The following is a 22,197-nucleotide window of genomic DNA, read 5'->3' on the forward strand; positions in this document are numbered from 1 at the left end:
CAGCCATACCTGGAGGAGACAATAATGAAGACATGGACGACACTGGCAGCCCTGACCGCCACGCTGCTGCTGCAGGGCGCGGCATGGGCCGCCGACGCCTACCCGTCGCGGCCGGTCAAGCTGCTGGTGGGCTACGCGCCGGGCGGCCCGGTCGACACCGCCGCGCGCATCTATGCCGAGCAGCTCGGGCGCGTGCTCAAGCAGCCGGTGGTGGTGGACAACCGCGCGGGCGCCAGCGGCGCGATTGCCGCGGACATGACCGCCAAGGCGGCGCCGGACGGCTACACGCTGTATTTCGTCGCCAGCCCGACCATGACCATGACGCCGCTGATCCAGCACTCGGTCAATTTCAATCCGGTCAAGGACTTTACCTATATCGGCCTGATCACCGATTACACCAACGTGCTGCTGGTGAACAAGGACTTCCCGGCGAAGAACGTGGGCGAGCTGGTCGACTACGCGCGCAAGCATCCTGAGGGGGTCTCGTTCGGCTCGGCCGGCATTGGGGCGTCGAACCATCTGTCCGCGGAACTGCTGGCGCAGATGAACAGCGTGAAGATGCTGCATGTGCCGTACAAGGGCAATGCGCCGGCCATGGCTGACGTGATGAGCGGCAAGGTGACGTTCATGTTCGACATTACCGGTACGGCCATCGGGCATATCAATGGCGGCAAGGTGCGCGCGCTGGCGGTCACGTCGAAGGCGCGCAACCCGGCGCTGCCGAACGTGCCGACCATGATCGAGTCTGGCCAGAAAGACTATGACCTGACTGGCTGGTATGCGCTGGTGGGGCCGCAGAAGCTGCCGGCCGATGTGGTGGACAAGCTGGTCAAGGCGCAGAAGGCGGTTGGGGAGGATGCTGCTTTCCGGCAACGGATGACGGCTGGGGGGTATGACGTCAATATCAGCACGCCGAAGGCGCTGGGGGATCGGATTCAGCGGGAGCTGGCGTTGTGGGGTGGGGTGGTGAAGGCGGCGAAGATTCAGGCGGATTGAGGGGGGGAGGGGCTTGGGGGGCTGGTGAGATGTTGTCTCAGTTTGAACCGCCTGGTTCCGCCCTCCTGGGCGGGTCACTTTTTGTCCGAGCGACAAAAAGTAACCAAAAAACGCGTCGCCTATGCGGCTGGCAACCAATTTCACGGCGTTGGTAGTTCGAGCGGTGGTGCTTTCCGTTTGGGCGTGGTTGCCCGTTCGACCCTGCTAACGCCATGTGAGTTAGTGACAGCGTCTGCGTTAACCCACTATTGAACGATCCCCATGCAGGGCGTAGGCCGCCTGCTGCCGACCATATCGCGGGGACGCCTACGGCTGCTACGCCGGCTCAAAATGCGCTGACGGTGGCAGAGGGACGGCCACCTCCTGATTTGCGCCTTGGGCCCAGCATCACGACAGCGCCGTGCGAGCGCAGCGACGCACTCCGTGCCAGAGCACCCGATCTACGATACTGAGTGCGCGCAGCGCAGCCGAAGGCGTCCTACCGATGACCTGATTAGCAGGCTGCCAATAGCCTAAAGTCGGGTTCGTCCAATAGTCCGTCGACGTAGGCACCAGACAGGGAGCGTAGCTGGGTCGAACGGGCAACCACGCAAAACGGCAACCACCGCCGCCCATATGACCAACGCCGCGGAATTTATTGCCAGCCGCACAGGCGACGCGTTTTTTGGTTACTTTTTGTCGCTCGGACAAAAAGTGACCCGCCCAGGAGGGCGGAACCAGGCGGTTCAAACTGAGACAACATCTCACCAGCACCACAAATCCGCCGAAGTACCTTGTTGAATGCCATCAAGGCATTGCCTGTAAACCGTGATGCGTGCCTTCGCCAAGGCGTGGAGCTCACCGCTCTGTGGAGTCAACTGTTACGCTTGACTTAGCGTATCGATCCTTCACAATCTGCTCCTTGATTGTGAACGGCAGGGTTCTCTAGACTGGCTGGACTCCTGATCAACAGGAGTCGGGTGTGAGAACCCGGTTCACGTTACAGCGGACGCTCGCGTAAGCGGCAATTTTCGAGTCCGTTGCGCTTGTGTGCGCCTTCACTTTACGGCGGGCCGGGCGGGGCCAGCTTCGGCTGGGCCGGGTAACGTCCGGTTTTCTCACCCCCGTCGTCGGGCCCGCCACCTCAAGTGAGAATGAGCGGCGGGCCTCCACTTCTACGTTACAGAGGTCAGCAATGTACCAGTCCAACATCGAACCCGACACCTTCACCCCACCCCGACTCGATGATTCCCTTTCGCGGTTCAGCCCCGAAACCCGCCGTGCAGCGCGTGAGGACGCGCTACCTGTTCCTCGGCAACTCTTGCTATTGAATCTGTTGGATCAAGCCGATGCGGTTGCGCGAGGCACGGCCTGTGTACTGACGTTGGTTACGCACAGCGAATGCGACGCACAGGAAGAGGGGAGCGTAGCCCTGCAGCCGGCTACGTTGGATGCCTTGCGAGGGCTCTGCCGGGCCTCCCTTGGATTGCTGGCTGACAGGGTAGAAGCAGTCGCGGAGGGAATTGAGGAAGCGATGGTCGGGTAGCCAATCGCAGTCGGTCGCTGATTCACTGAGATGGCAGGCGCCGGCCATGCTCAGGGAATCAGCTGACTAGAATGCTCCGGGCACGGCGGTTGCGGCCTGGACGGTTCGGGCATGGCGCGGTAGACGACAAGTAGTTTGTTGCATTTGCCCTGTCGGCGGAAGATTCGCGCAGTGCCGACACCAGCTGCGGCACGATCCACTGCGGGCGCCAGTGCCGGAGGCCAAGTTCGGCAGCCCATGCGGCCGGTCTGTTCCTAGAATTCTTCCTTCACGTCTGCGCCATCGGCGGACAGTATCGAGAAGAGAGTCAATTCATGAACATGCCGACCCCGGAGTTCCGCAATACCCCCGCCACGCCCAATGCAAACGCCCCGCGAGTCCTGCGCGGCGCAGAGATGATCGTCGAAGCGCTGCTCGCGGAGGGCGTGCGCACAGTATGGGGCTATCCGGGTGGGGCAGTGCTGCCGATCTACGACGCCATCGCCGGCCAGTCCGCACTGCAGCACCTGCTGGTGCGCCACGAGCAGGCAGCCGTGCACGCCGCCGACGGCTATGCCCGCGCCACCGGTGAGGTGGGCGTGGCACTGGTGACGTCCGGCCCGGGCGTGACCAATGCGGTCACTGGCATCGCCACCGCGTATTTCGATTCGATCCCATTGGTGGTGCTGTCGGGGAACGTGCCGACGTCAATGATCGGCGAAGACGCCTTCCAGGAATGTGACGCGGTCGGCATCACCCGGCCCATCGTCAAGCACAACTTCCTCGTGGCCGATGTCGGCAGCCTGGCAGTCACCTTGAAGAAGGCCTTCCATCTCGCCCGCACGGGGCGTCCGGGGCCGGTGCTGGTCGATATCCCGAAGGACGTCGCGCTCGCCAGCGCGCCATTCCACTACCCGGACAAGGTCGAAATCCGCTCCTACCGGCCAGCGGTGGAAGGCCATGATGGCCAGATCCGGCATGCTGCCCAGTTGCTGCGCGAAGCACGGCGGCCCTACCTGTACGTGGGCGGCGGGGCGGTGACGGCAGGCGCCACCGCGGCGCTGCGGGAACTGGCAGCGCTCGCCGATGTACCTGTCACCACCACGCTCATGGCACTCGGCGCTTTCCCCGCCGCCGATCCGCGCTACCTCGGCATGCCGGGCATGCACGGCACCTATGAGGCCAACCGGGCCATGCAGGAATGCGACGTGCTGCTCGCCGTCGGCGCGCGCTTCGACGACCGGGTGATCGGTGATGTCGCCGACTTCTGCGCGACGCCGCGGCAGATCATTCATATCGACATCGACCCCGCGAGCATCGGCAAGCGCGTGCGCCCGACCGTGCCGATCGTCGGCGATGCGCGCCGGGTGCTGGACAAGCTGGTCGCCATGCTGCGCGAAGCGCGAACGCCGCTGGCCGACCGTGCCGACTGGTGGCAGCGCATCGACGGCTGGCGGGCACGCCAGTGCCTGGCCTATGCGCGCGACGGCCTGCGCATCAAGCCGCAGTACGTGATCGAGACCCTGAGCCGGCTGGCGGGCGCCGACGCCATCATCTGCTCCGACGTCGGCCAGCATCAGATGTGGGCCGCCCAGCACTACCGCTTCACGCAGCCGCGCCGCTGGATCAATTCGGGCGGGCTGGGCACGATGGGCGTGGGCCTGCCCTATGCGATGGGTGTCAAGCACGCTTTCCCTGAGCGCGACGTCATCACCATCACCGGTGACGGCTCGATCCAGATGTGCATCCAGGAGTTGTCTACGTGCAAACAGTACGATCTGCCGGTCAAGATCGTCTCGCTGAACAATGGCTACCTGGGCATGGTGCGACAGCTGCAGCACGTCGAATATGAGCGGCGCTACTCGCAGTCATACATGGAAGCGCTGCCCGACTTCCCGGCGCTGGCACGGGCTTATGGCCACGTCGGCCTGTCAGTGACGACCGAGGCCGAGGTGGAGCCGGCCCTGCGCGAGGCGTTGGCGCAGAAGACGCGCACCGTCTTCGTCGACATCCACGTCGACGGCAGCGAGAACGTCTGGCCGATGATCCCCGGCGGGCGCGGCATTGGTGAGATGCTGCTGGGCGAAAGCGCATTGGCCGAAGCCTCGCGTTGAGAGGGGAGGCGGCTCGGGCACAGCCCAGAGCCGACCTCTTCCCCGCGCAGGCGGGGACTCAGTGAACGTTCCTGCCGATCCAGTCGACAATCGAATTTGCACCGTATTCGACCAGTTCAGTCTGCCCGACCAGATAATGGTTGCCACGCGCCAGGTTCACCGTCGAGATACGTCCCTCGGCTGAAGCCTGCCATGCATCTCGCGTGCTCGGGAAAGTGGAGGCATCGGCGGTGTGCACGAGCAGCAGCACCGGCACGCTGGTCTGCTTGAGGTTGGCCGGGCCCAGGGCACGGGATTTCGATGAGAACTGTGACATGAACGCCCGCAGACTCGTCACCCTGCCGAATGCGTTGGCAGCAAAGTTCACGGTGCGTGGATCGCCCCACACGCTGCCCCATTTGCGATCGTTGCTATCCAGGCCCAGGTCGATCATGCGCGGATCGGAATGGGTTCGGTGAATGACGAAGATGCGATCTGCCGGCCCGTTCGGTCGCCTCGTGAGTGCCGCGATCTCGTCCTCTACCCAGCTTTCGATCCGCGCGCGGCGCGCAAGCTGTGCTGCGCGGAACGTGGCGATGAACTGCGGTGTAAAGGGCGGCTGGATCGGACCGTCGTAGATGTCCAGTTCCAGGTTGGTTGCAAACAGGTCGTTCTCGTTCGTTACCGCGGGGTCGACCCATTCGGCGAAAATTTCTGCGCGCCCCGGGTGCGCGGCGCTAAGGACAATGCCGTCAGCCGGAGGCAGGTCATTCCTGGTGACCCCGGTCGGGCCACCTTCGATGAACTCATGCACGGTCAGGTTTTCCGATTCCGCTTGATAGAACGCTGCGAGAGCGCCGCCACCGGAACTGCCGATCAGGATAACCTTCTGGTAGCCCCGATCGCGCAAATACCGAATACCGGCACCGAGGTCAAGGATGACGCGCTCCATCTGCAACAGGGCATCGTTGCCCGCGTAGCGGGAGTTGAGTGCCAGGCATGGCACATTCATCGCGGCCAGCGGCCCAACGAAATAGTGCCCCATGTAGTTGGACGTCGGGTGCATGATCAGGGCCGCGGTCTTGGGATTTCCGGTGGCTGGGCGCCCCAGTACGCCGTAGATTCTGGGCCGCAGGTTCTGGAGGCCAGACTGGCTTTCCATCACGACTCCAGGTCGCACATCGATCGCGACGTGTTCAAAAAGGACGTTCATGCTCTGCTTCCTTGATTAAATGCTTGGCTTGGGCACGTCAGGAACTGCGAGATCTCCCGAACGATGGATGCCGATGTCGGGCGCGCGGCGTGTCTGGCTCCACTCATCAAGCAGCGCCTTCGATCTGCTGCGTAGTTGCTCGGACATCTCCTCACTCAGTGAATCGCAGGTGATTTCAACGCGATGTCCGCTCGGATCGCGGAAATAGATCGATTTGAAAATACCGTGATCGGTAATCCCGATCACGGCGATGCCTGCGTTCTCCAGCGCTTCCTTGAAGCTGCTGACTTCTTCGACGCTGGGTACCTGCAACGCAATGTGCTGGACCCAGTCCGGAGTATTCGGATCGAACCCCATCTCCGCAGCCTCGGACAGCTCGAAGAAGGCCAGATAGGATCCGGGGCTGACGCGCAGGAACACATGTATGTGCGGGTCGAACCTGCCGGTCGACGGAACGTAGTTTTCCGCAACGGCGAAGGCGAAGTCGAGGCCGAGTAGTTGCGTATAGAAGTCGACCGTCTTGCTGGCATCGGCACAGCGATAGGCCACGTGTGAAAAGCGCTGAATAGGCATGGGGTCTCCTGAAAATGGCGGCGCTCGGAACCTCTCGACGGTGCCCGCCGCGCGTTCGCGCGCTTATAGGTTGGTTGGGGGGCTGATCTCAGAACAGCGGGCACCTCGCCGGTGCCAGGAAGCCCGCGCCGACGATCGGCAGGCTTCCCGGCCGGCAGGCTGCGCCGCCGTGCGGTCAGAACTTGTGGCGCAGTCCGACGCCAAAGGTGTTGCCGGTGGCGGCGGTAGTCAGTTTGTCGTAGAGATAGTTGGCATAGACGTCGGTGCGCTTGGAGAAGTTGTAGGTATAGCCAATGCCCGCGGTGGCTCGGTTGAAGTCATCCAGGGTTCTGCGATCGTTCTTCGTCCACACGTAGCTGGCGTTGATCTGGCCGGGTCCGAGCGGGGCCGAGATACCGGCCTGATAGGTATATGTGCGCAGCTCGGACCGGCCGTTCTTGGTCATGTTGAAGGTGCCGAACAGCTTGAGCACCTTGAAATCGTAGGAAGCTCCGGCGAACAGTAGTTTCTGGCTGGGTTCGAGCGCCGTGATGGCTGGTCCCACTTTGGTGTGATTGCCGCCAACGGCCACATCGAGTGCGCCGCGCTGGTATCGGATGAATCCGCCCAGATTGTTGGTGCCATTGTTGTTGGCCGCCTCGCCCAGCCCGTACATGACCTGGACGCTGAAGCCGGCCATGGTTGGCGAGATGTAGCGCGCCGAGTTGCTCCAGCCGGTATCTCCATGAATCAGCCGCCCGAAAGAGGGGATCCAGTTCTGGACATTGAGCGGTGAGAAGCGCGTTGAGCCGGCGAAGGGATTGAATTGCCCCGTCAGATAGAGCATGGGCGTGGAATTTCTGCCGAGCCTGAGTTCACCGAACTTGTTTGAAGAAAGGCCGACATAGGCATTGCGTGCAAAGAGGGAGTCGGTCGGGTTTCGACCGGCCTCGCCTGTGTCGGAGCGGAAGAAGCTCTCAATGGCAAACACGGTGCTCAGGCCGCCGCCAAGATCCTCTTCTCCGCCCATGCCCCAGAAGGGGGTGGTCCCGCCGCCGTTATCGAGCTGCCATGTGCTTGCAGCCGCGCCGCTAGGCTTGACGCTGCCGACATAGTTATCGATCAGTCCGTAGAGCCGGACGCCGCCATTGGCATGTGCTGTGGCGGAGGCACCCAGGCAGGCTAGCAATGCAATGGTCAACTGGCTCTTGATGCAACGACTTGCTTTCAACATCTTCTCCTCTCTCTCTCTTGTTATAAATGCGAAGCGCACACAGACCCCGAAGCGCCGAGTTCGCTTCGGGCAACGGGTTCCATGCATCGTGGGGAATCAGGTGGCCGTTTGCGGACCCGGGTATCGCTCGTTAGTGCCTGTTTCTCGCTGCTACTGCGTATCACCGTGAAAGGACTCGTCACGAACTACCGGGTTGCGCAGGATCCCCAGTCCGTCGATCTCCACCTCGACCTGGTCGCCCGGCCGCATGTGTACAAGGCCGGGCACCTTGAACAGGCCGTATTGACGGGACATATCCCGGCCTTCGACGTCGTCCGGCTGCGGTTTGAGTGCGCCGGGCGTACCCATCGCAATCAGGTCGCCAGGCCGCAGGTTGTAGCCCTGGCTCAGGTAGCTGATCACCCTGGCGACGTCAATCAGCATGTCGTCGAGCGGCGCGCGTTGGCGCACGACACCATTGATCCGGGTCAGCACCGTGTGTTTTGCCGGATCGCCGAACTCGTCGCTGGTCATCAGCCACGGCCCGTACGATCCCGATGCTCCGAAGTTCTTGCCGAGGCCGAACTGACGGTTGTGCACCTGATACTCGCGGACAGAGCCTTCGTTGAGGCAGGTGTATCCCGCCACGTGCTCCATCGCGCGTTGCACGGGGATGTAGCGTCCGGGCTTGCCGATGATCACGGCCAGCTCACCCTCGTAGTCGAACGCACGCGCGATGGATTCGGGCGGGGCGACGAGCGCTTCGCCCGAGCCGACGTAGGACGCTGGCATCCGCAGGAAGAGATGAGGGTAGTCGGCGTTGGTCTGAAGACCCGTCTCCGCAACATGGCTCTTGAAGTTCAGGGCAAGCGCCCACATGGCATTCGGGCGGTCGAGGAACGGTTTGAGCCTGACCGACGCCAGCGCGCGATCTCCCTGTGCGCCTTGCGCCGCCTCGCGCAGGCGCGCAAGTCCGTGCTCCAGTTCCAGGATCGCGATAAGGCTTGCGGGCAGTTCCGGTGCGATATCGGCAACGGCGACGAAATGCGTCGGGCTGGTGACGACACCAAGCGCGGTGGCGCTGCCTTCCGCATAAGCAATGATCTTCATGTTCGGGTCCGGTTCTTCAGGGTTGAAATCGAAATGAGATAGGCGGATTCACTCTTGTCTCCTCGCTGTTCCTGCACACCTCGTATGGGGTCCCAGCCTAAGCGGCCATCGGCCGATCGACATGACCGGATAGCCCGCAGGTTTTCCCTCCAGTCCGAAAATTTCCTGAACAAGGGGTAAACGCGGCCAGGCGCGCCCTAGACTGCCGTGGCCTCTCATGGCCTGAATTGCGAGATGGCGGGTGCGCCCCTGTGCCGACCAAGAACGAGTCCCTTCCCAGGGGACAGACCCGCTATGCAATTCATTCACTTGCAGAAACATCACATCCGGGAGATGGATCGATGAAGAAGATTCGGCGCGTGGTGACAGGTTTGCTGAACGGAAAGGCGGTGATCGCCTCCGACGTGGAAGTGCCCGAGCTCTTGCTGGCGCTTGCGGGCGGCGTCACTACGGTGCCCCTGTGCGGGGCGGAAACGCCACCTGCAGTCCCCAACGCAGGGGAGTTGGCCCAGGCGCCGAAGTTCTCTCCCCCGCCAGGCGGATATCACTTCTCGGTCTTCAGCGTGCCTCCGATGAGCGAAGTCTTGGCTGCCGAGCCCCCGGCCGACATCGGGAAAGCCAGGGAGGAGATGGAGCGGGAGGTTCCAGGCCTGCTGGAACTGATGGATCCGGACGTGCCAGGCATGCATGCGACCACGTCGATCGATTTCATCGTCGTCCTCAGTGGAGCAATCACGCTCGAGCTCGACAGTGGTGTCGCGACGGTGTTGCACGCGGGAGATACCGTGATTCAGAACGGGGTACGCCACCGTTGGTTGAACCACGGCACGGAGCGGGCCTGGATCGCTGCCGTGGTGCTCGGTACAGAACGCTCGGCCCAGGAAAACCAGCGCCTGGGATAGACGGGGTTCGAGTAACGGTCAACTTGATGCAGCAGGACGCTGAAGCCGGCAGGCGTCAAATTCAGACGATCTGAAAAGCGAAGCGACGCACCGGTTAATGGCTGGCGCGCTCCCGCGATTAATGTATTCATCGACCGCCGACATCGGCAGGATTCGGGAAACCAGAACTGGGGGTAGGCAAATGACTGCAGGGAAGAGCATCACCGGCCGGGCGAATGATTTCGATGACGCCGTTGGCTCGGCTCACGATGAACATCGCCGGTTCGCAGGTGATGGCAGAGCTGATTGCAGCCGGCGTGGCTTGCTCAAGCTGGCTGGTATCGGTGGGGCCTCGATGATCCTGGGCGCGACGGCTCGTGCCGCTCCGGCCAGCGAAGGGGGGCGTGACGGGACGCGCGTTTTTGACCCGAACCGGCATGGCAAGGTTCACACGCTGCCCTCGACGCCGGAGACGGTGCGCTTTGGCGAGATGGATCCCGCGGCGCAGCCGGTGCTGGAGATCGAATCGGGCGACGTGGTTCATTACCCAAACACGTGGACGCATTGGGGCAACGAAGCCAAATTCGGCATGCCCCTGGCCGAGCGCAACGCGATTCGCAAGCGGTATCCCCAGGGCCCTCAATCGATGATCGGGCCAGTGAGTATCAAAGGTGCCGTGCCGGGGGATGTGGTGGAGTGCAGGATGATCCGTTTGCGTCCGATCGACTGGGGCTGGAACTCGGCTGTCAAGGGCATGGGCGCGTTGCCCGGAGATTTCCAGGAGGGGTACTTGCACTATTTCCGCTTCGACGCTGAGCGGCGATTTGCTGAATTCTCTCCCGGCGTACGCATACCGCTGGCGCCGACTCAAGGCACGATCGCGGCTCAGCCGGCGGGCGACAAGCCGACGAGTGCGTTGTTGCTCGGGGCATATGGGGGCAGCATTTCGCTTCCGGCTCTGGTCGAGGGCACGTCGCTGTTTGTGTCGGTGCAGGTGCCCGGCGCAAAAATGTGGACCGGGGACTCGAATGCAGCGCAGGGAGACGGTGTCGTCAACCAGACTGGCATTGAGTCTGCGATGGAAGACCTGCGGATTCAATATGTGCTGCACAAGCGAGTGGCGCTGAGCGCGCCGGTGGCTGAAACGCCGACGCATTGGATCGCGCTCGGATCAGGCGCCACCCTTGAGGAAGCGCTGACAGCAGCCCTGCGCCAGACGATCGGGTGGATCAGCGCGGCAACCGGCCTTTCCAGGCACGATGTTTATGCGCTTTGCAGTATCGACGGTAGTTTCCGGGTGACTCAATACGCAAACCAGACCGAGGGCAACTATCGCTTCCAGTCACCTAAGGTCATTCAAGCCATGTTGCCCAAGCGCATATTCAGCGCGGAGCGGCAGGCGCAGATTTCGCGCTCTCTCCGTCCTGAGGGCTTGTGATCATGGTCTCCCTTCGACAAGACATGGAGGCTGCGCAAGCCGATGTCGTGCCTTTTGAGCCGGACGGCATGCAGCGCCTGCAATGGCACGTCTACATTCTGTGCGGGCTGGTGGCCTTTCTGGATGGTTTCGACACTCAGGCCATCGGGCCCGCCGCCGATGCGATTGCGGCTTCAATCGGTATTGATATCAAGGATTTTGGTCCGGTCTTCAGCGCGTCGCAGATCGGGTTCCTGATCGGCGCCATGATTTTCAGCGCATTGGGAGACCACTTTGGCCGGAAGCGGTTGCTGGTTGCGGGGACGTTGATTATTGCCTTCAGCTCGCTGGGGACCGCACTTGCGGGTTCGTACCATGAACTGGTGGCGATTCGCATCCTGGCCGGGCTCGGCCTTGGCGGGGTGACGCCGCTCTTTATCAGCCTGGCATCGGAATTCACTCCACCTGCGCTACGCGCCCGCGTGGTCACGATGCTATGGGCAGCTGTCCCGATTGGCGGAATGATGGGGTCGTTTACGAGTTCCGTCACGCTTTCTCAGTTTGGGTGGCAGGCGATCTTTTTCCTCGGCGGTGGGGCGCCGCTTTTGCTCGTGCCGGCCCTGGTTTTCCTGCTGCCGGAGTCTCGGGAGATTCGACGCGGTTCAAGCGACCATGGCGCCCCCCGATTGCGCGTTTCGCCGATCGGGGCGCTGTTCGGCGAAGGGCGCGGCGTTGCCACGCTGTGGTTGTGGCTTGCGTCCTGGATGATCTGGATGTTGCTCGTCGTCGTCGGTGTCTGGACCCCGTCATTGCTGCAACGGGCCGGCTGGACCATACCCATGGCCGCGTTGATGCTTGGATTGCTGAATGCGGGCGGTGTCGCCGGAACATTCCTGATTGGCGCCGGGCTCAGATACGTTCCTCCGCAACGGGCGCTGATGCTGGCGCTGATCGCCGCGGCCGCATCGCTGGTGATACTGGGCACCTTCGCGCACAGTTTTGCCGTGGTTGCAGTCGCGGCAAGCCTTGCGGGTTTCTTTTCCTCCGCGGCGGGCGGTTGTTTGCTGGCGCTGTCGGCAAGCCTCTATCCGGAACGCGTCCGTGCCACGGGTGTGGGCTGGTCCCTGGGTTTCGGGAAGACGGGAGCGGTGCTTGGTCCGGTTTGCGTCGGGCTGCTGCTTGGATTCCAGTGGTCCACGGCCAGCATCTATTCGGCTATCGCCCTGCCAGGCTTACTGGCCGCCGTTCTGGTCTTCCTCCTGAGCCGAACCTCAACCTTCCGCGCTGCAATCAAGCAGTGAGAAGAATTTGTCACCTCGAAACAATGGAAATGCCAATGTCTACGGAAAGTTCGAACGCCAATAGCCTCGCCCTGATCAGCTACAAGCAAGCCAGGCAGGCGCTTGATGCGGCAGTGCGGCTCGCGGAAGAACATGGCACCGCGCTGAGCTTTGTGATTGTCGACAGCGCCGGGCATCTTGTTGCTGCCGCGCGGATGGATGGTGCCCCCTTTATCACCATGGAAGTCGCGCGCGGAAAGGCTTTCGCTTGCGTGGCAACCGGCGGGCAGTCGGGCAGGGCGCTGCGCCAGCGTTATGTCGACCATCCCATGGTGTGGGGCAATATCTCGTCGTTGGGCTATGGGGCACCGTTGCTTCCTGCCATCGGTTCACTGCCGGTCTGGATGGATGGGAAGCTGATCGGGGCCATGGGGACCAGCGGTGGCGCAGCCGAGATCGAAGAAGAGATGCTGACCAAAGCCATCGCATCGATTGGTGGATCCGTTGTCGCAGCGACAGCGATCTGAGGTCGAACTCCAGCCGATAAGGAAGCATTCATGCTGACAATCTGGGGGCACCTGGGCTCACCCAACGTGCAGAAGGTCATCTGGGCCTGCGAGGAGCTCGGGGCCCGCTATGTCCTGAAGGAGGTCGGGGGACCGTTCGGAGGAACGGACTCTCCCGATTACCTGGCCAGGAATCCGAATGGCCGCGTGCCAACGATAGAGGACGATGGCTTTGCCTTGTGGGAATCCCACGCGATCCTTCGATATCTGGCCGCCAGGGACCCTGACAAGCGACTGACCTCCGACGATTTGCGGGTTCGCGCGTCCATCGATCAATGGATGGACTGGCAATGCGCGCATCTGTGGCCTGCGATTCGCTCCCTTGTCGTACTTGTCATCAAGCCGAGAAGCACGATGCCCTCCCCGGAGGAGATCGAAGCTGCACGGTCGGGAATCATTCCGCTGCTCCGCTTGCTGGATAGCGCGCTTGGGCAGCGCGGCTATACCGCCGGCGATACTTTCACCATAGCCGACATCGCCATGGCCATTAGCTACAACATCTGGAAGATCATGGAGCCGAACTGCGCTGACTTTCCTGCCTTGGAAGCGTGGTACGCGCGGATCAACACGCGGGCCGCCTTCAAGCCGATGAGCGGAAAGAGACGCGTTTAGCTACGGGCAGCGGCGGCACTTCTTCTTTGTGCCCGCCGTCGCCTCTTCCCGCCCATCTCCACTGTCTTGGTTGCCCTTACTGCCGTTCCAGGAAAGCAAGGTTGGTCGCGCGTCGGCGGAACTCGCTCGGTGACAACGCCATGTGCCTGGTGAAGAAGCGCGTAAAGTTGCTATGGGTACCAAAGCCGAGTTCGTCGGCCAGGTCGATCAGCGGCCTGTCCGTGGTGGCAAGCCAGCGCGTTGCAAAGCCCAGACGCAGGCTGTCGATGTAGTGCCGAGGCGAGACACCGACGCAACGGCTGAACTGCGCAAAGAAATGTGAACGGGAAATACCTGCGGATCGGGTAATTTCGCTGACCTTCGGATTCTCCGTCGCATGTTCGTGGATATAGGCTATCGCCTTCCTGATCCGGTGATCGGTCGGACGCGTGTTCCTTAGCGTCCTGCCATCCGCATCGAGCTTCCCATACTGCCGCACGACAGTACCCACGAGCGCCTTCAGGCGCTCCTCGCATAGCCCTGGCGACTCCAGCGACCGCGTTGAGATCGCGGCCACAAGCAGGTTCACTTTTGCCCGCAGCTCGTCGACAAGCGGTGCTTGTGGATTGGGGAACAGATGGTCCAGGTGCGGCGCAGCATCCTCGAACTCGTTCGCCAACCAGGATGGGTTCAGGAAGAGCGACAGAATTGTGGTCGGGCCGCGATCGCTGGGATGCTTCGCGTGCACCACCCATGGATTGAGCAAGACCACGGAGCTATCGTTCACCTCCAGCGCGGTGGATTCCAACTGTAACGTCGTATCCGCGCCGCTGAGCTTGAAGATGACGTTGAATTCACGATGTGCGTGCTCGACAATCGCTTGCTCAGTCGTGTTGATCGTCGCACGCCCGAAATCGCCGTGCAGAATCTGCGCCGGGTGCCTCTCAGCCATCCCTACTCCTTTTGGTCCAGTCAATCACACAGGCCAGTTGATTCAATTTCCCTTGCTTACGATCACCGAATCGACACCCGCATCAGCCCAAGGGATCAGTAGGCTTGCGGCTCCGTTGCCCGGATCGCCTCCGGGCTGATTAGCACGGCATCCGCGTCGCAGTACACCCATTGACCCGGCGTGAACGTGACGCCGCCGAAGGCCAGCGGGACGTCATCCTCGGCGCCGGGCTGCTCGGCCGCATTGCGCAAGGCGGTCGTGCCCAGCGCCTTGACGCCGATGTCGATCGCATTGACGGTCTTGCTGTCGCGAATCACGCCATGAATGACCAGTCCGGCCCAGCCATTGCTTGCCGCCAGTCCGGCCAGCCGGTCGCCAAAGACGCCGATGCGCAGGGAGCCGCCCACATCCACCACCAGGACACGGCCGGCGCCGGGCGCCGAAAGCCGGCGCAAGACGGGCCGGTGATCCTCTTGCACTCGCAAGGTCGCACAGGGGCCGGAAAAATGCTCGCGCAAGCCGAAGCTGCGGAATTGCAGCTGGCAGACAGAGGTTGTGCCGGGGTGTTCGTCGGAAAGATCGCTGGTGGAAAACATGATGAGAGAAGAGTGTGAAGTCAAAGGAATGCGCGCGGCCGCATGACGTACAGTGCCGTCCCTCTTGGCCGCGCCTGCTTAGTTGAGCGTGATGCCGGCCTTTTTCACCACCTCGCCGTATCGTGCGTAGTCCAGGCGGATCTGCTTGCCGAATTCATCCGGGGTGTTGCCGACCGGGGTGATGCCGAGCTCGAGCATCCTGGCCCTGGTTTCCGGCTGCTCAAGCACCTTCCTGATCTCCCGCTGCAAGCGCGTGACCACTGCGGCTGGGGTGCCGGCCGGCGCGAGGATGCCGACCCAGGAATCGACGCTGAAGTTGCTGACCCCGGATTCCATCAGTGTCGGCACTTCGGGAAGCGAGGCGATACGGCGGCCACCAGTGACGGCGATAGCGCGGACCTGGCCGCTCTTCACATACTGGGACACGCTGGCGACGGCGGTGCACAGGACGGGGAGGGAGCCGCCAAGCACATCCGTCAGCGCCTGTGAGCCGCCCTTGTACGCAATGTGCTGCAGGTTGATGCCGGCCTGCTCCTTGAGGAGTTCGCCGGCAAGATGGCAAGTGGTGCCGGTGCCGGAGCTGCCGTATGACAAGCCGGCGCTCTTCCTGGTGGCGGCGTAGGCGACCAGGTCCTTGAAGTCCCTGGCCGGCACCGAAGGGCTCGTCACGAAGATCAGGGTGGCGTCACCGACCTTGGTGATGGGTGCAAAGTCGGTCAGCACATTGAAGCGCGGTTTCGTGATGTGCGTGCCGGTCACGAGCGCGCCGTCGAAGCCGAGCAACAGGGTGTAGCCGTCGGCGTTCGACCTGGCCACCGCTTCCGCGCCGATATTGCCGGACGCACCGGGCCGGTTGTCGACGATCACGGACTGGCCCAGGGATTGCCCCAATTGGTCCGCTACCAGCCGCGCGGTGGCGTCGGTGACGCCACCCGGCACGAACGGAACCACCAGCCGTATGGGGCGGGTGGGGTATGCATCGGCGGCGGCCTGGGCGGGCACGCCGGCGAGAATCGCGGCGCTGATTCCTAACAGGCCGAGGCAACTCTTCGGGTAGCGCATTGTGTCTCCTGCCGCTTTGTCATCGGATGTGTTTTCAAACACTTATTTCGGCCATTCTACGGATGGGGGCGAAGCATGATGTGTCGTTCCGGGGCCGAATGCACCGGGTGCACCGGCGAAAATTCCGCGGTGCCGGGCTCGGGCGGCACGATGTGCTGCACTGTGGTGCATGTGTGAGGGGGCAGGCGATTGCCGCGGCAGTCCCTACCTTTGTGCGATGGGCTCCGGCAATGGCAGCGCGGTCTGGTACTTCACCTGCTTGAGCGCGAAACTCGACCGGATGCTGGCCACGCCATCGAGCCGCGTCAGCTTGTCGACGATGAAGTGCTCCAGTGCCTGCACCTCGGAAACCATCACCCGGATCAGGTAATCGGAATCGCCGCTCATCAGATAGCACTCCATGACCTGTGGCAGTGCCGAGACCTCGCGCTCGAACGATTCCAGACCGGCGCGGGTCTGCTTTTCCAGCGTGATCTGGATGAACACGTTGACGTTGAGGCCAAGCTTGCGGGGATCCAGCAGCGTGACGTGCCTGCTGATCAGTCCGGACTGCTTCAGCAGGCGCACACGGGCAAGGCACGGCGACGGCGAGAGATTGACGCGCGCGGCCAGTTCCACATTGGTGAGGCTGGCGTCGCGCTGCAGCTCGGCCAGGATCCTGAGGTCGATTTTGTCGAGATCGATCATGGGCCGTCGCCGCTCCCGGACCTGTGATGGTCGACCACCGCATGCGAGGCGAGAAGCTGCTCGATGCGGGCCTCGGCAATGCCAGCCTCGCGCAGGATTTCGATTGAGTGCTCACCGAACGCCGGCGGGGCGCGGAAGCCGCTGGCGTTGTCCCCGTCGTAGCGGATGGCGCGGTTGGCGGCGCGGACCGGTCCGTAGTCGGGATGGTCGAGCTGATAGAAGATGTCGAGATGGCGTACCTGGGCATCGCTTTCCAGCTCGTCGAGCCGCAGTTCCGGCGCCGCCGGTACGTCGTGTTGTTCCAGGCGTGCCATCCAGGTGTCGCGGTCGGCGCTGGCAAAGACTGCGCTCAGCTCGGCGGCGATGGCGTCATAGCCGTGTACGCGGCTTTGGCGGTCGGGATACGCCTGCGCCAGATCCGGCCGCTCGATGGCGGCGAGCAGGTTCTGCCAGAACTTGTCCGGCGATGACAAGTGCAGCCCGATGCGGCGTCCGCATTTGCACGTGACCAGGTAGGACTGCGACTTCGAGGCGCGGCTGAAGAATTCCGGCGTGCTGCCATAGGCCGACAACTGTCCGAGCGGTTCCGTGGCCAGCGCGATCATCGCCTCCAGCATCGAGACCTCGACCTTCCTGCCGCGTCCGGTGCTGGCGCGCTCGACCAGCGCGCCAAGGATGCCGATGCAGGCATAGATGCCGGAGATGGTGTCCGATACCGGCGGGCCGGGCACGCGTGAATCGGTGCCGCGATGGAACATCGACATCCAGCCGGACAGCGCCTGGCCGACGTTGTCGAAGGCGGGGCGGTGCGCGTAGGGCCCGTCGGCGCCGAAGCCCGTGATCGAGCAATGCACGAGCCGGGGATTGAGCCGGTGCAGGTGTCCGGCGTCCAGGCCCAGCTTGCTTTCGCTGCCGGGGCGCATGTTCAGCAGCAGCACATCCGCGTCCAGCAGCAGCTCCTGCAGCACCTGCCGGCCCTCAGGCGTGGTGAAGTCGAGCACCAGCGAACGCTTGTTGCGGTTGTGCGACTGGAAATGGCCGGCGTACATGCCGCCATCGAAGGTGCGGAACGGGTCGACCACCTTGGGCGACTCGATCTTGATCACTTCGGCCCCGAGCTCGCCCAGCAACTGGGCGGCAAGCGGCGCGGTGATGAAGCGGCCGATCTCGATGACGCGGATTCTCTGCAGGACTTTCATTGCGACTCCTTCGGAACGAGGTGCGACGAAGTCTCTTCCTCGGTGCGCACCCACAACGCATTGGCGATCGGGTGTTCGATTTCCTCGGCCAGATGGCCGAGCAGGCCGACGGCGCGGCTCACCACGGCCAGGCCGCGACACAGCTTCCAGGACAGGCCAAGCTCGGAAGCGATGGCGCCAATCGCCCCGGTGGCGTTCACCGGCAATTTGCCTGGCTTGCCGAAGGCGCGCTCGGCTTCAGCCGAGATCGCCTTCATCAGGGCGACGTAGGGCCCGGCCAGACCGTTTTCCTCGGCGATGGCAAAGAGCGCGACGGCGCGCGGGTCGACCGGCTTGTGTACGGGGTGGCCGATGCCTGGCACCGGCAGGCGTTGCTGCCGATGCTCCTGCACGATGCGCGCGGCCGTCTCCGCCACGTCATAGCTGCTCGCCGAGCCGACGGGACGGACCTGCTGCAGCAGCCGGGCCGCACCTTCGGCGGTGCCGGCGAAGGTCGTGCCCATGCCGCACAGGCCGGCAGCAATGGCGGCCTGCATCGATTCCGGCGCTCCAAGATAGGTCAGGCGGGCCACCATGGCGGAGGGCGTCATGCCGTGCTCGACCAGCACCGCGAGAATGGCGTTGAACACGGTCGACTCGGCCGCGCTCGGCCTTCTGCCGGTGACTTCGAGAAAGGCAAAGTCACCGAGCGCGATCTTGCCCAGCACGTCCTGGCACAGATCCAGGCCGCGCACCGTGATGCGATCGGCCGTGCTCCAGCCCATGTCCGATTGCAGCTTCTGTTCTTCCATCAACTTCTCCGTATTGAATTCTCAGGACACTAGGACTTCGGCGCATCGGCCGACACGATGGCGCGCGGCAACAGCAGGATCAGCAGGCAGCACAGCAGCAGGCATGCACCGAGCACATAGGTGCCGCTGTTCATGTTGCCGGTCACGTTCTTGGCGACATTGGTGATCATGGCGCCGGTGATGCCGGCCAGGCTGCCGACCGAATTGATCATGGCCAGCCCCGCCGCGGCAGCGGCGCCGGTGAGGGCGCGCCCCGCGAAGATCCAGAACAGCGGCGTCACGCCGAGGATCCCTGCCGCGGCGACTGAGATCAGCAGCAGGGACGGGCCCAGCTGTTCGGCGCAGGCCGCGCTCAGGATCAGGCCGATGCCGGCGCAGGCCGCCGGAATCGCGGCGTGCAGGCGGCGTTCGCCGGTTCGATTCGAGTGCATCGCATTGGCCACCAGGACCACGCCCGCGACCACGTAGGGCAGCGCTGAAAGCAGGCCGACGTGATAGACGTTCTTGAGCCCGGTGGCCTGGATGATGGAAGGCAGCCAGAACGACAGGCCGTAGAAGCCCGTGTTCATGGTCAGCAGGATCGCGCACAGCAGCCAGATCACGGGGCTTTTCAGGGCGGCGCCGAAATTGTGGGTCTTGTGCGCGTTTTCCGTGGCGAGGTTGCGCTTGATCAGCGCCTTCTCGTCGGCGTTGAGCCAGCGCGCCTTGTCGACCGAGTCCGTCAGGCAAGCCAGCACCACGATGCCCAGGATCACTGCGGGCAGGCCCTCGACCAGCAGCATCCATTGCCAGCCGCGGTGCCCGAGCGTGTCATGCATGTTCTGCAAGATCCAACCCGATACCGGTCCGCCGATGCAAAGGCTCAGCGGCAGCGCGAACATGAAGCCGGCCAGCACGCGATTCTGCTTGTGCGAGGGAAACCACTGGTTCAGGTAGAGCACCACGCCGGGGAAGAAGCCGGCTTCGCAAACGCCCAGCAGGAAGCGCAGCACATAGAACATGGTTGCCGAGCTGGTGTGGAACACCGCGGCCAGCGGCTCGATATACATCATCGAAACCGAGACGCAACCCCAGCTGATCATGATCCGCGAAATCCAGCGCCGCGCGCCGACCCGGTGCAGGATCAGGTTGCTCGGCATTTCAAAGAGCACATAGCCCCAGAAAAGCATGCTTGCCGCGAGCGCATAGACGTTGTTGCTCAGGTCCAGGTCGCCGAGCATCTGCAGCTTGGCGAAGCCGATATTGACGCGGTCGAGGTACGAGATCACGTAGCAGACAAAGAACAGCGGCACTGTCCGCCAGAACACCTTGTCATAAGTGCGCTTCTCAAGATCGGGCAAGGTGGCGTCGATCGGCGTTTGCTGAATGCTCACGGCCATTGCAGTCTCCATTCGTTATGGGTCGGGGGATGCGTGTGCATCGGCGCCCTGTCGCTTATCGGATGCGCTTTTACGGCGCATGCCAGTTCCACATTCAGCCGTCGTCTTTTTGTTCGACTATTTTGTAGGACAATAGTGTAGCTATCGAGGCAATGCCAATGAGGGTTAGTCCTGATCGGGCTTGGGAAGCTCTGGGATTGGCGGCTATTTGGCCTCAGAAAGGCAACATATGGGAATGCCGCTGAAGACACTATTGCAGTTTGCTCATCACTTTTGTGAAGAGTACCCTATCAATATGTAGGACAATAATGTACGAATTGGTGCGGTAAAATCAGCGTAATCGCGAGGAGAGCACCTGAAATGACCAATCCATCCGCCCCGCCACGCAGCACGCTCGAATATGTCGTCGACAGCCTGAGGCAGGCCATCCTGAGCGGGCGCTTCGTGCCGGGCCAGCGCCTGGTCGAAGCCGATCTGACGCGCGAGCTTGGCGTCAGCCGCGGTCCCGTGCGCGAGTCTTTCCGCCGGCTGTCGGCTGAAGGCCTGGTGGAGAGCATTCCGAATCAGACCACGATGGTCAGGCGCTACTCGCACACCGAAATACGGGAGCTGTTCGAGGTGCGCGCGGAGCTTGAGGCACTGGCGGCGCGCCGCGCGGCCGGCCGCATGAACGAGGCATGCGTGCGCGAACGTTTCCTGCAGGCGACCCAGGCGATCTGGGAAGATCACCATGCAATGAGCCCGGCGGCCTACTTCGAGGAGAACAGGCGCTTTCACCAGGCCATCGCCGATGAATGCGGGAATGCGCAACTCACCGATTTCATCGGACGCCTGCAACTGCCGATGCTCATGTTCCAGCTCGGCAATGCCATCCAAGGCGAGGCGCTGCAGGAGTCGGTCAGCGAGCACCGCCTCATCGCCCAGGCCATCGTCAGCGGCGATGCCGACAAGTCTGCCCAACTGATGCGCGAACACCTCAGGCGCGCGAGCGATTTCGTGGACCGCATGCCAGCCGACACCTTCAGGCCCTGAACCAGCTGTCGCCGATTCAGGCTCCGTCAGGCGTCCATGGCCTCAGCCTGCTCGGCCCTGGAAGCTGCAAGAAGGGGTCAACCTAGGGCATGCCTTGACATGCTGTTGTTTCCGGCGCTGCTGGTTTGCACCCCGCTCCCGATCGGAGAGGGGGGACCGGAGAGCAAACCGGCGGCGCTCTTAACCTTCCACTTCCGCCCAACCCTGCATCGCCTGACCGCCGGCATCGTCCCCCGTCCACAGCACCAGCCGGCCAGGCTGCGCCGGATCGGCCGCGCCGCCGACGGTGATGATGTCCTGGTCGAACAGCGGGGCCAGGCCGCGGAAGCCAAAGCGGCGCACGCGCGCCTGCGGTTGCTCGCGCGCCACCAGGTCCAGCATCAGCATGGCCTGCATCGGCCCGTGCACCACCAGGCCGGGGTAGCCCTCGACCTCGCGCGTGTACTGGCGGTCATAGTGGATGCGATGGCCGTTGAAGGTCAGTGCCGAGTAGCGGAACAGCATCACCGGGTCTGCCTGCAGCGTGCGCTGCCACTGCGCGGCCTGCTCCAGGCGCGGGCGCGGCGGCTGCGGCCTGGACGGGTCGGGCATGGCGCGGTAGACGATATCGTGGCGCTCGTTGACCGCGGTCTTGCCGTTGACGGTCAGCTCGTGATCGACGGCGACAAACCACAGCTCGCCGGTGCGCCCGGTCTTGTACTGCACGTCCTTGATGGTGGAGGTGCGCGTGACGGTATCGCCGATATGCAGCGGATGGCTGAAGCTCAGCTCGCTGCCGGCCCACATGCGGCGCGGCAGCGGCACCGGCGGCATGAAGCCGCCGAGGGTGGGATGGCCGTCGCGTCCCAGTTCACGCTGCGGCGCGCGCGGCAGGAAGTAGAGCCAGTGCCACAGCGGCGGCAGCGGGCCGGCGGCGACGGCCTCGGGGTCGAGGTCGAAGGTGGCGGCGAGGCCGATCACCGGTTCCGGCGACAGCGTTTCGGTGCGCGCTTCGCTGCGGCCGATCCAGCCGCGCAGGCGTTCGAGTTCAGGAGTGGCGTCAGTCATGACAATAAGCCTTGTAATGCGTGAAGGTGGTCGGGC

Annotated in this window: 20 protein-coding genes; 8 read left to right on the forward strand and 12 right to left on the reverse strand. The window is 63.1% G+C overall.

Annotation, left to right across the window (positions count from 1 at the left end):
- Positions 1-24: 24 nt before the first annotated feature.
- A complete protein-coding gene (locus AC3WVS_RS27340; protein WP_492321119.1) occupies positions 25-996 on the forward strand; it encodes a Bug family tripartite tricarboxylate transporter substrate binding protein in 972 nt (323 codons plus the stop codon).
- Positions 997-2,835: 1,839 nt separating this feature from the next.
- Positions 2,836-4,614 (forward strand): biosynthetic-type acetolactate synthase large subunit, encoded by a 1,779-nt coding sequence (gene ilvB, locus AC3WVS_RS27345; RefSeq protein WP_492321120.1) that lies wholly within the window; start codon positions 2,836-2,838, stop codon positions 4,612-4,614.
- A 58-nt stretch (positions 4,615-4,672) separates the two neighbouring features.
- Here ilvB and AC3WVS_RS27350 read toward each other — a convergent pair whose 3' ends face one another.
- The 4 genes from AC3WVS_RS27350 to AC3WVS_RS27365 form a co-directional block, all read right to left on the reverse strand.
- Positions 4,673-5,806, reverse strand: a complete 1,134-nt coding sequence (locus AC3WVS_RS27350; RefSeq protein WP_492321121.1) for an alpha/beta hydrolase family protein — start codon at positions 5,804-5,806, stop codon at positions 4,673-4,675.
- Between the two features lie 15 nt (positions 5,807-5,821).
- Positions 5,822-6,379 carry a VOC family protein gene (locus tag AC3WVS_RS27355; RefSeq protein WP_492321122.1) on the reverse strand — a complete coding sequence of 186 codons (558 nt, stop codon included), beginning with the start codon at positions 6,377-6,379 and terminating at the stop codon, positions 5,822-5,824.
- A gap of 175 nt (positions 6,380-6,554) precedes the next feature.
- On the reverse strand, positions 6,555-7,592 hold the full coding sequence (locus AC3WVS_RS27360; protein WP_492321123.1) for a porin: 1,038 nt from the start codon (positions 7,590-7,592) through the stop codon (positions 6,555-6,557).
- Positions 7,593-7,742: 150 nt separating this feature from the next.
- Positions 7,743-8,681: a fumarylacetoacetate hydrolase family protein gene (locus tag AC3WVS_RS27365; protein WP_492321124.1), complete on the reverse strand. Its 939-nt coding sequence runs from the start codon at positions 8,679-8,681 to the stop codon at positions 7,743-7,745.
- Positions 8,682-9,022: 341 nt separating this feature from the next.
- Between AC3WVS_RS27365 and AC3WVS_RS27370 the strand changes: the two genes are divergently transcribed.
- The 5 genes from AC3WVS_RS27370 (at position 9,023) to AC3WVS_RS27390 (ending at position 13,437) form a co-directional block, all read left to right on the forward strand.
- Positions 9,023-9,583, forward strand: a complete 561-nt coding sequence (locus AC3WVS_RS27370; protein WP_492321125.1) for a cupin domain-containing protein — start codon at positions 9,023-9,025, stop codon at positions 9,581-9,583.
- A gap of 181 nt (positions 9,584-9,764) precedes the next feature.
- Positions 9,765-11,000, forward strand: coding sequence for an acetamidase/formamidase family protein (locus AC3WVS_RS27375; protein WP_492321126.1), 1,236 nt, complete (start codon positions 9,765-9,767; stop codon positions 10,998-11,000).
- 2 nt (positions 11,001-11,002) lie between these two features.
- Positions 11,003-12,280 carry an MFS transporter gene (locus tag AC3WVS_RS27380; RefSeq protein WP_492321148.1) on the forward strand — a complete coding sequence of 426 codons (1,278 nt, stop codon included), beginning with the start codon at positions 11,003-11,005 and terminating at the stop codon, positions 12,278-12,280.
- 35 nt (positions 12,281-12,315) lie between these two features.
- Entirely contained in the window at positions 12,316-12,786 is a 471-nt protein-coding gene (locus tag AC3WVS_RS27385) for a GlcG/HbpS family heme-binding protein (protein WP_492321127.1), read from the forward strand.
- A 30-nt stretch (positions 12,787-12,816) separates the two neighbouring features.
- Complete coding sequence (locus AC3WVS_RS27390) at positions 12,817-13,437, forward strand: glutathione S-transferase family protein (RefSeq protein WP_492321128.1); 621 nt, start codon at positions 12,817-12,819, stop codon at positions 13,435-13,437.
- A gap of 76 nt (positions 13,438-13,513) precedes the next feature.
- Here AC3WVS_RS27390 and AC3WVS_RS27395 read toward each other — a convergent pair whose 3' ends face one another.
- From AC3WVS_RS27395 to AC3WVS_RS27425, 7 genes are all read right to left on the reverse strand, one after another.
- Entirely contained in the window at positions 13,514-14,368 is an 855-nt protein-coding gene (locus AC3WVS_RS27395; RefSeq protein ID WP_492321129.1) for a helix-turn-helix domain-containing protein, read from the reverse strand.
- 95 nt (positions 14,369-14,463) lie between these two features.
- Entirely contained in the window at positions 14,464-14,964 is a 501-nt protein-coding gene (gene rraA / locus AC3WVS_RS27400; RefSeq protein ID WP_492321130.1) for a ribonuclease E activity regulator RraA, read from the reverse strand.
- Between the two features lie 78 nt (positions 14,965-15,042).
- Complete coding sequence (locus AC3WVS_RS27405; RefSeq protein WP_492321131.1) at positions 15,043-16,026, reverse strand: Bug family tripartite tricarboxylate transporter substrate binding protein; 984 nt, start codon at positions 16,024-16,026, stop codon at positions 15,043-15,045.
- Positions 16,027-16,230: 204 nt separating this feature from the next.
- The gene (locus AC3WVS_RS27410; protein ID WP_492321132.1) at positions 16,231-16,713 is read right to left on the reverse strand and encodes an Lrp/AsnC family transcriptional regulator; all 483 of its coding nucleotides are present in this window, start codon (positions 16,711-16,713) and stop codon (positions 16,231-16,233) included.
- Positions 16,710-17,912, reverse strand: a complete 1,203-nt coding sequence (locus tag AC3WVS_RS27415; protein WP_492321133.1) for a CaiB/BaiF CoA transferase family protein — start codon at positions 17,910-17,912, stop codon at positions 16,710-16,712. Before AC3WVS_RS27415 ends, AC3WVS_RS27410 begins: the two co-directional genes overlap by 4 nt.
- Positions 17,909-18,703, reverse strand: a complete 795-nt coding sequence (locus AC3WVS_RS27420; RefSeq protein ID WP_492321134.1) for a citryl-CoA lyase — start codon at positions 18,701-18,703, stop codon at positions 17,909-17,911. The genes AC3WVS_RS27415 and AC3WVS_RS27420 overlap by 4 nt, the downstream gene beginning before the upstream one ends.
- A gap of 29 nt (positions 18,704-18,732) precedes the next feature.
- A complete protein-coding gene (locus tag AC3WVS_RS27425) occupies positions 18,733-20,082 on the reverse strand; it encodes an MFS transporter (RefSeq protein ID WP_492321135.1) in 1,350 nt (449 codons plus the stop codon).
- Positions 20,083-20,442: 360 nt separating this feature from the next.
- Here AC3WVS_RS27425 and AC3WVS_RS27430 point away from each other — a divergent pair, with 360 nt between their 5' ends.
- Positions 20,443-21,114 (forward strand): GntR family transcriptional regulator, encoded by a 672-nt coding sequence (locus tag AC3WVS_RS27430; protein ID WP_492321136.1) that lies wholly within the window; start codon positions 20,443-20,445, stop codon positions 21,112-21,114.
- A 180-nt stretch (positions 21,115-21,294) separates the two neighbouring features.
- Here AC3WVS_RS27430 and AC3WVS_RS27435 read toward each other — a convergent pair whose 3' ends face one another.
- The gene (locus AC3WVS_RS27435; RefSeq protein ID WP_492321137.1) at positions 21,295-22,161 is read right to left on the reverse strand and encodes an HTD2 family dehydratase; all 867 of its coding nucleotides are present in this window, start codon (positions 22,159-22,161) and stop codon (positions 21,295-21,297) included.
- Between the last annotated feature and the right edge of the window lie 36 nt (positions 22,162-22,197).

It is taken from the genome of Cupriavidus sp. CPT47-8839-RL05A (assembly GCF_058792255.1).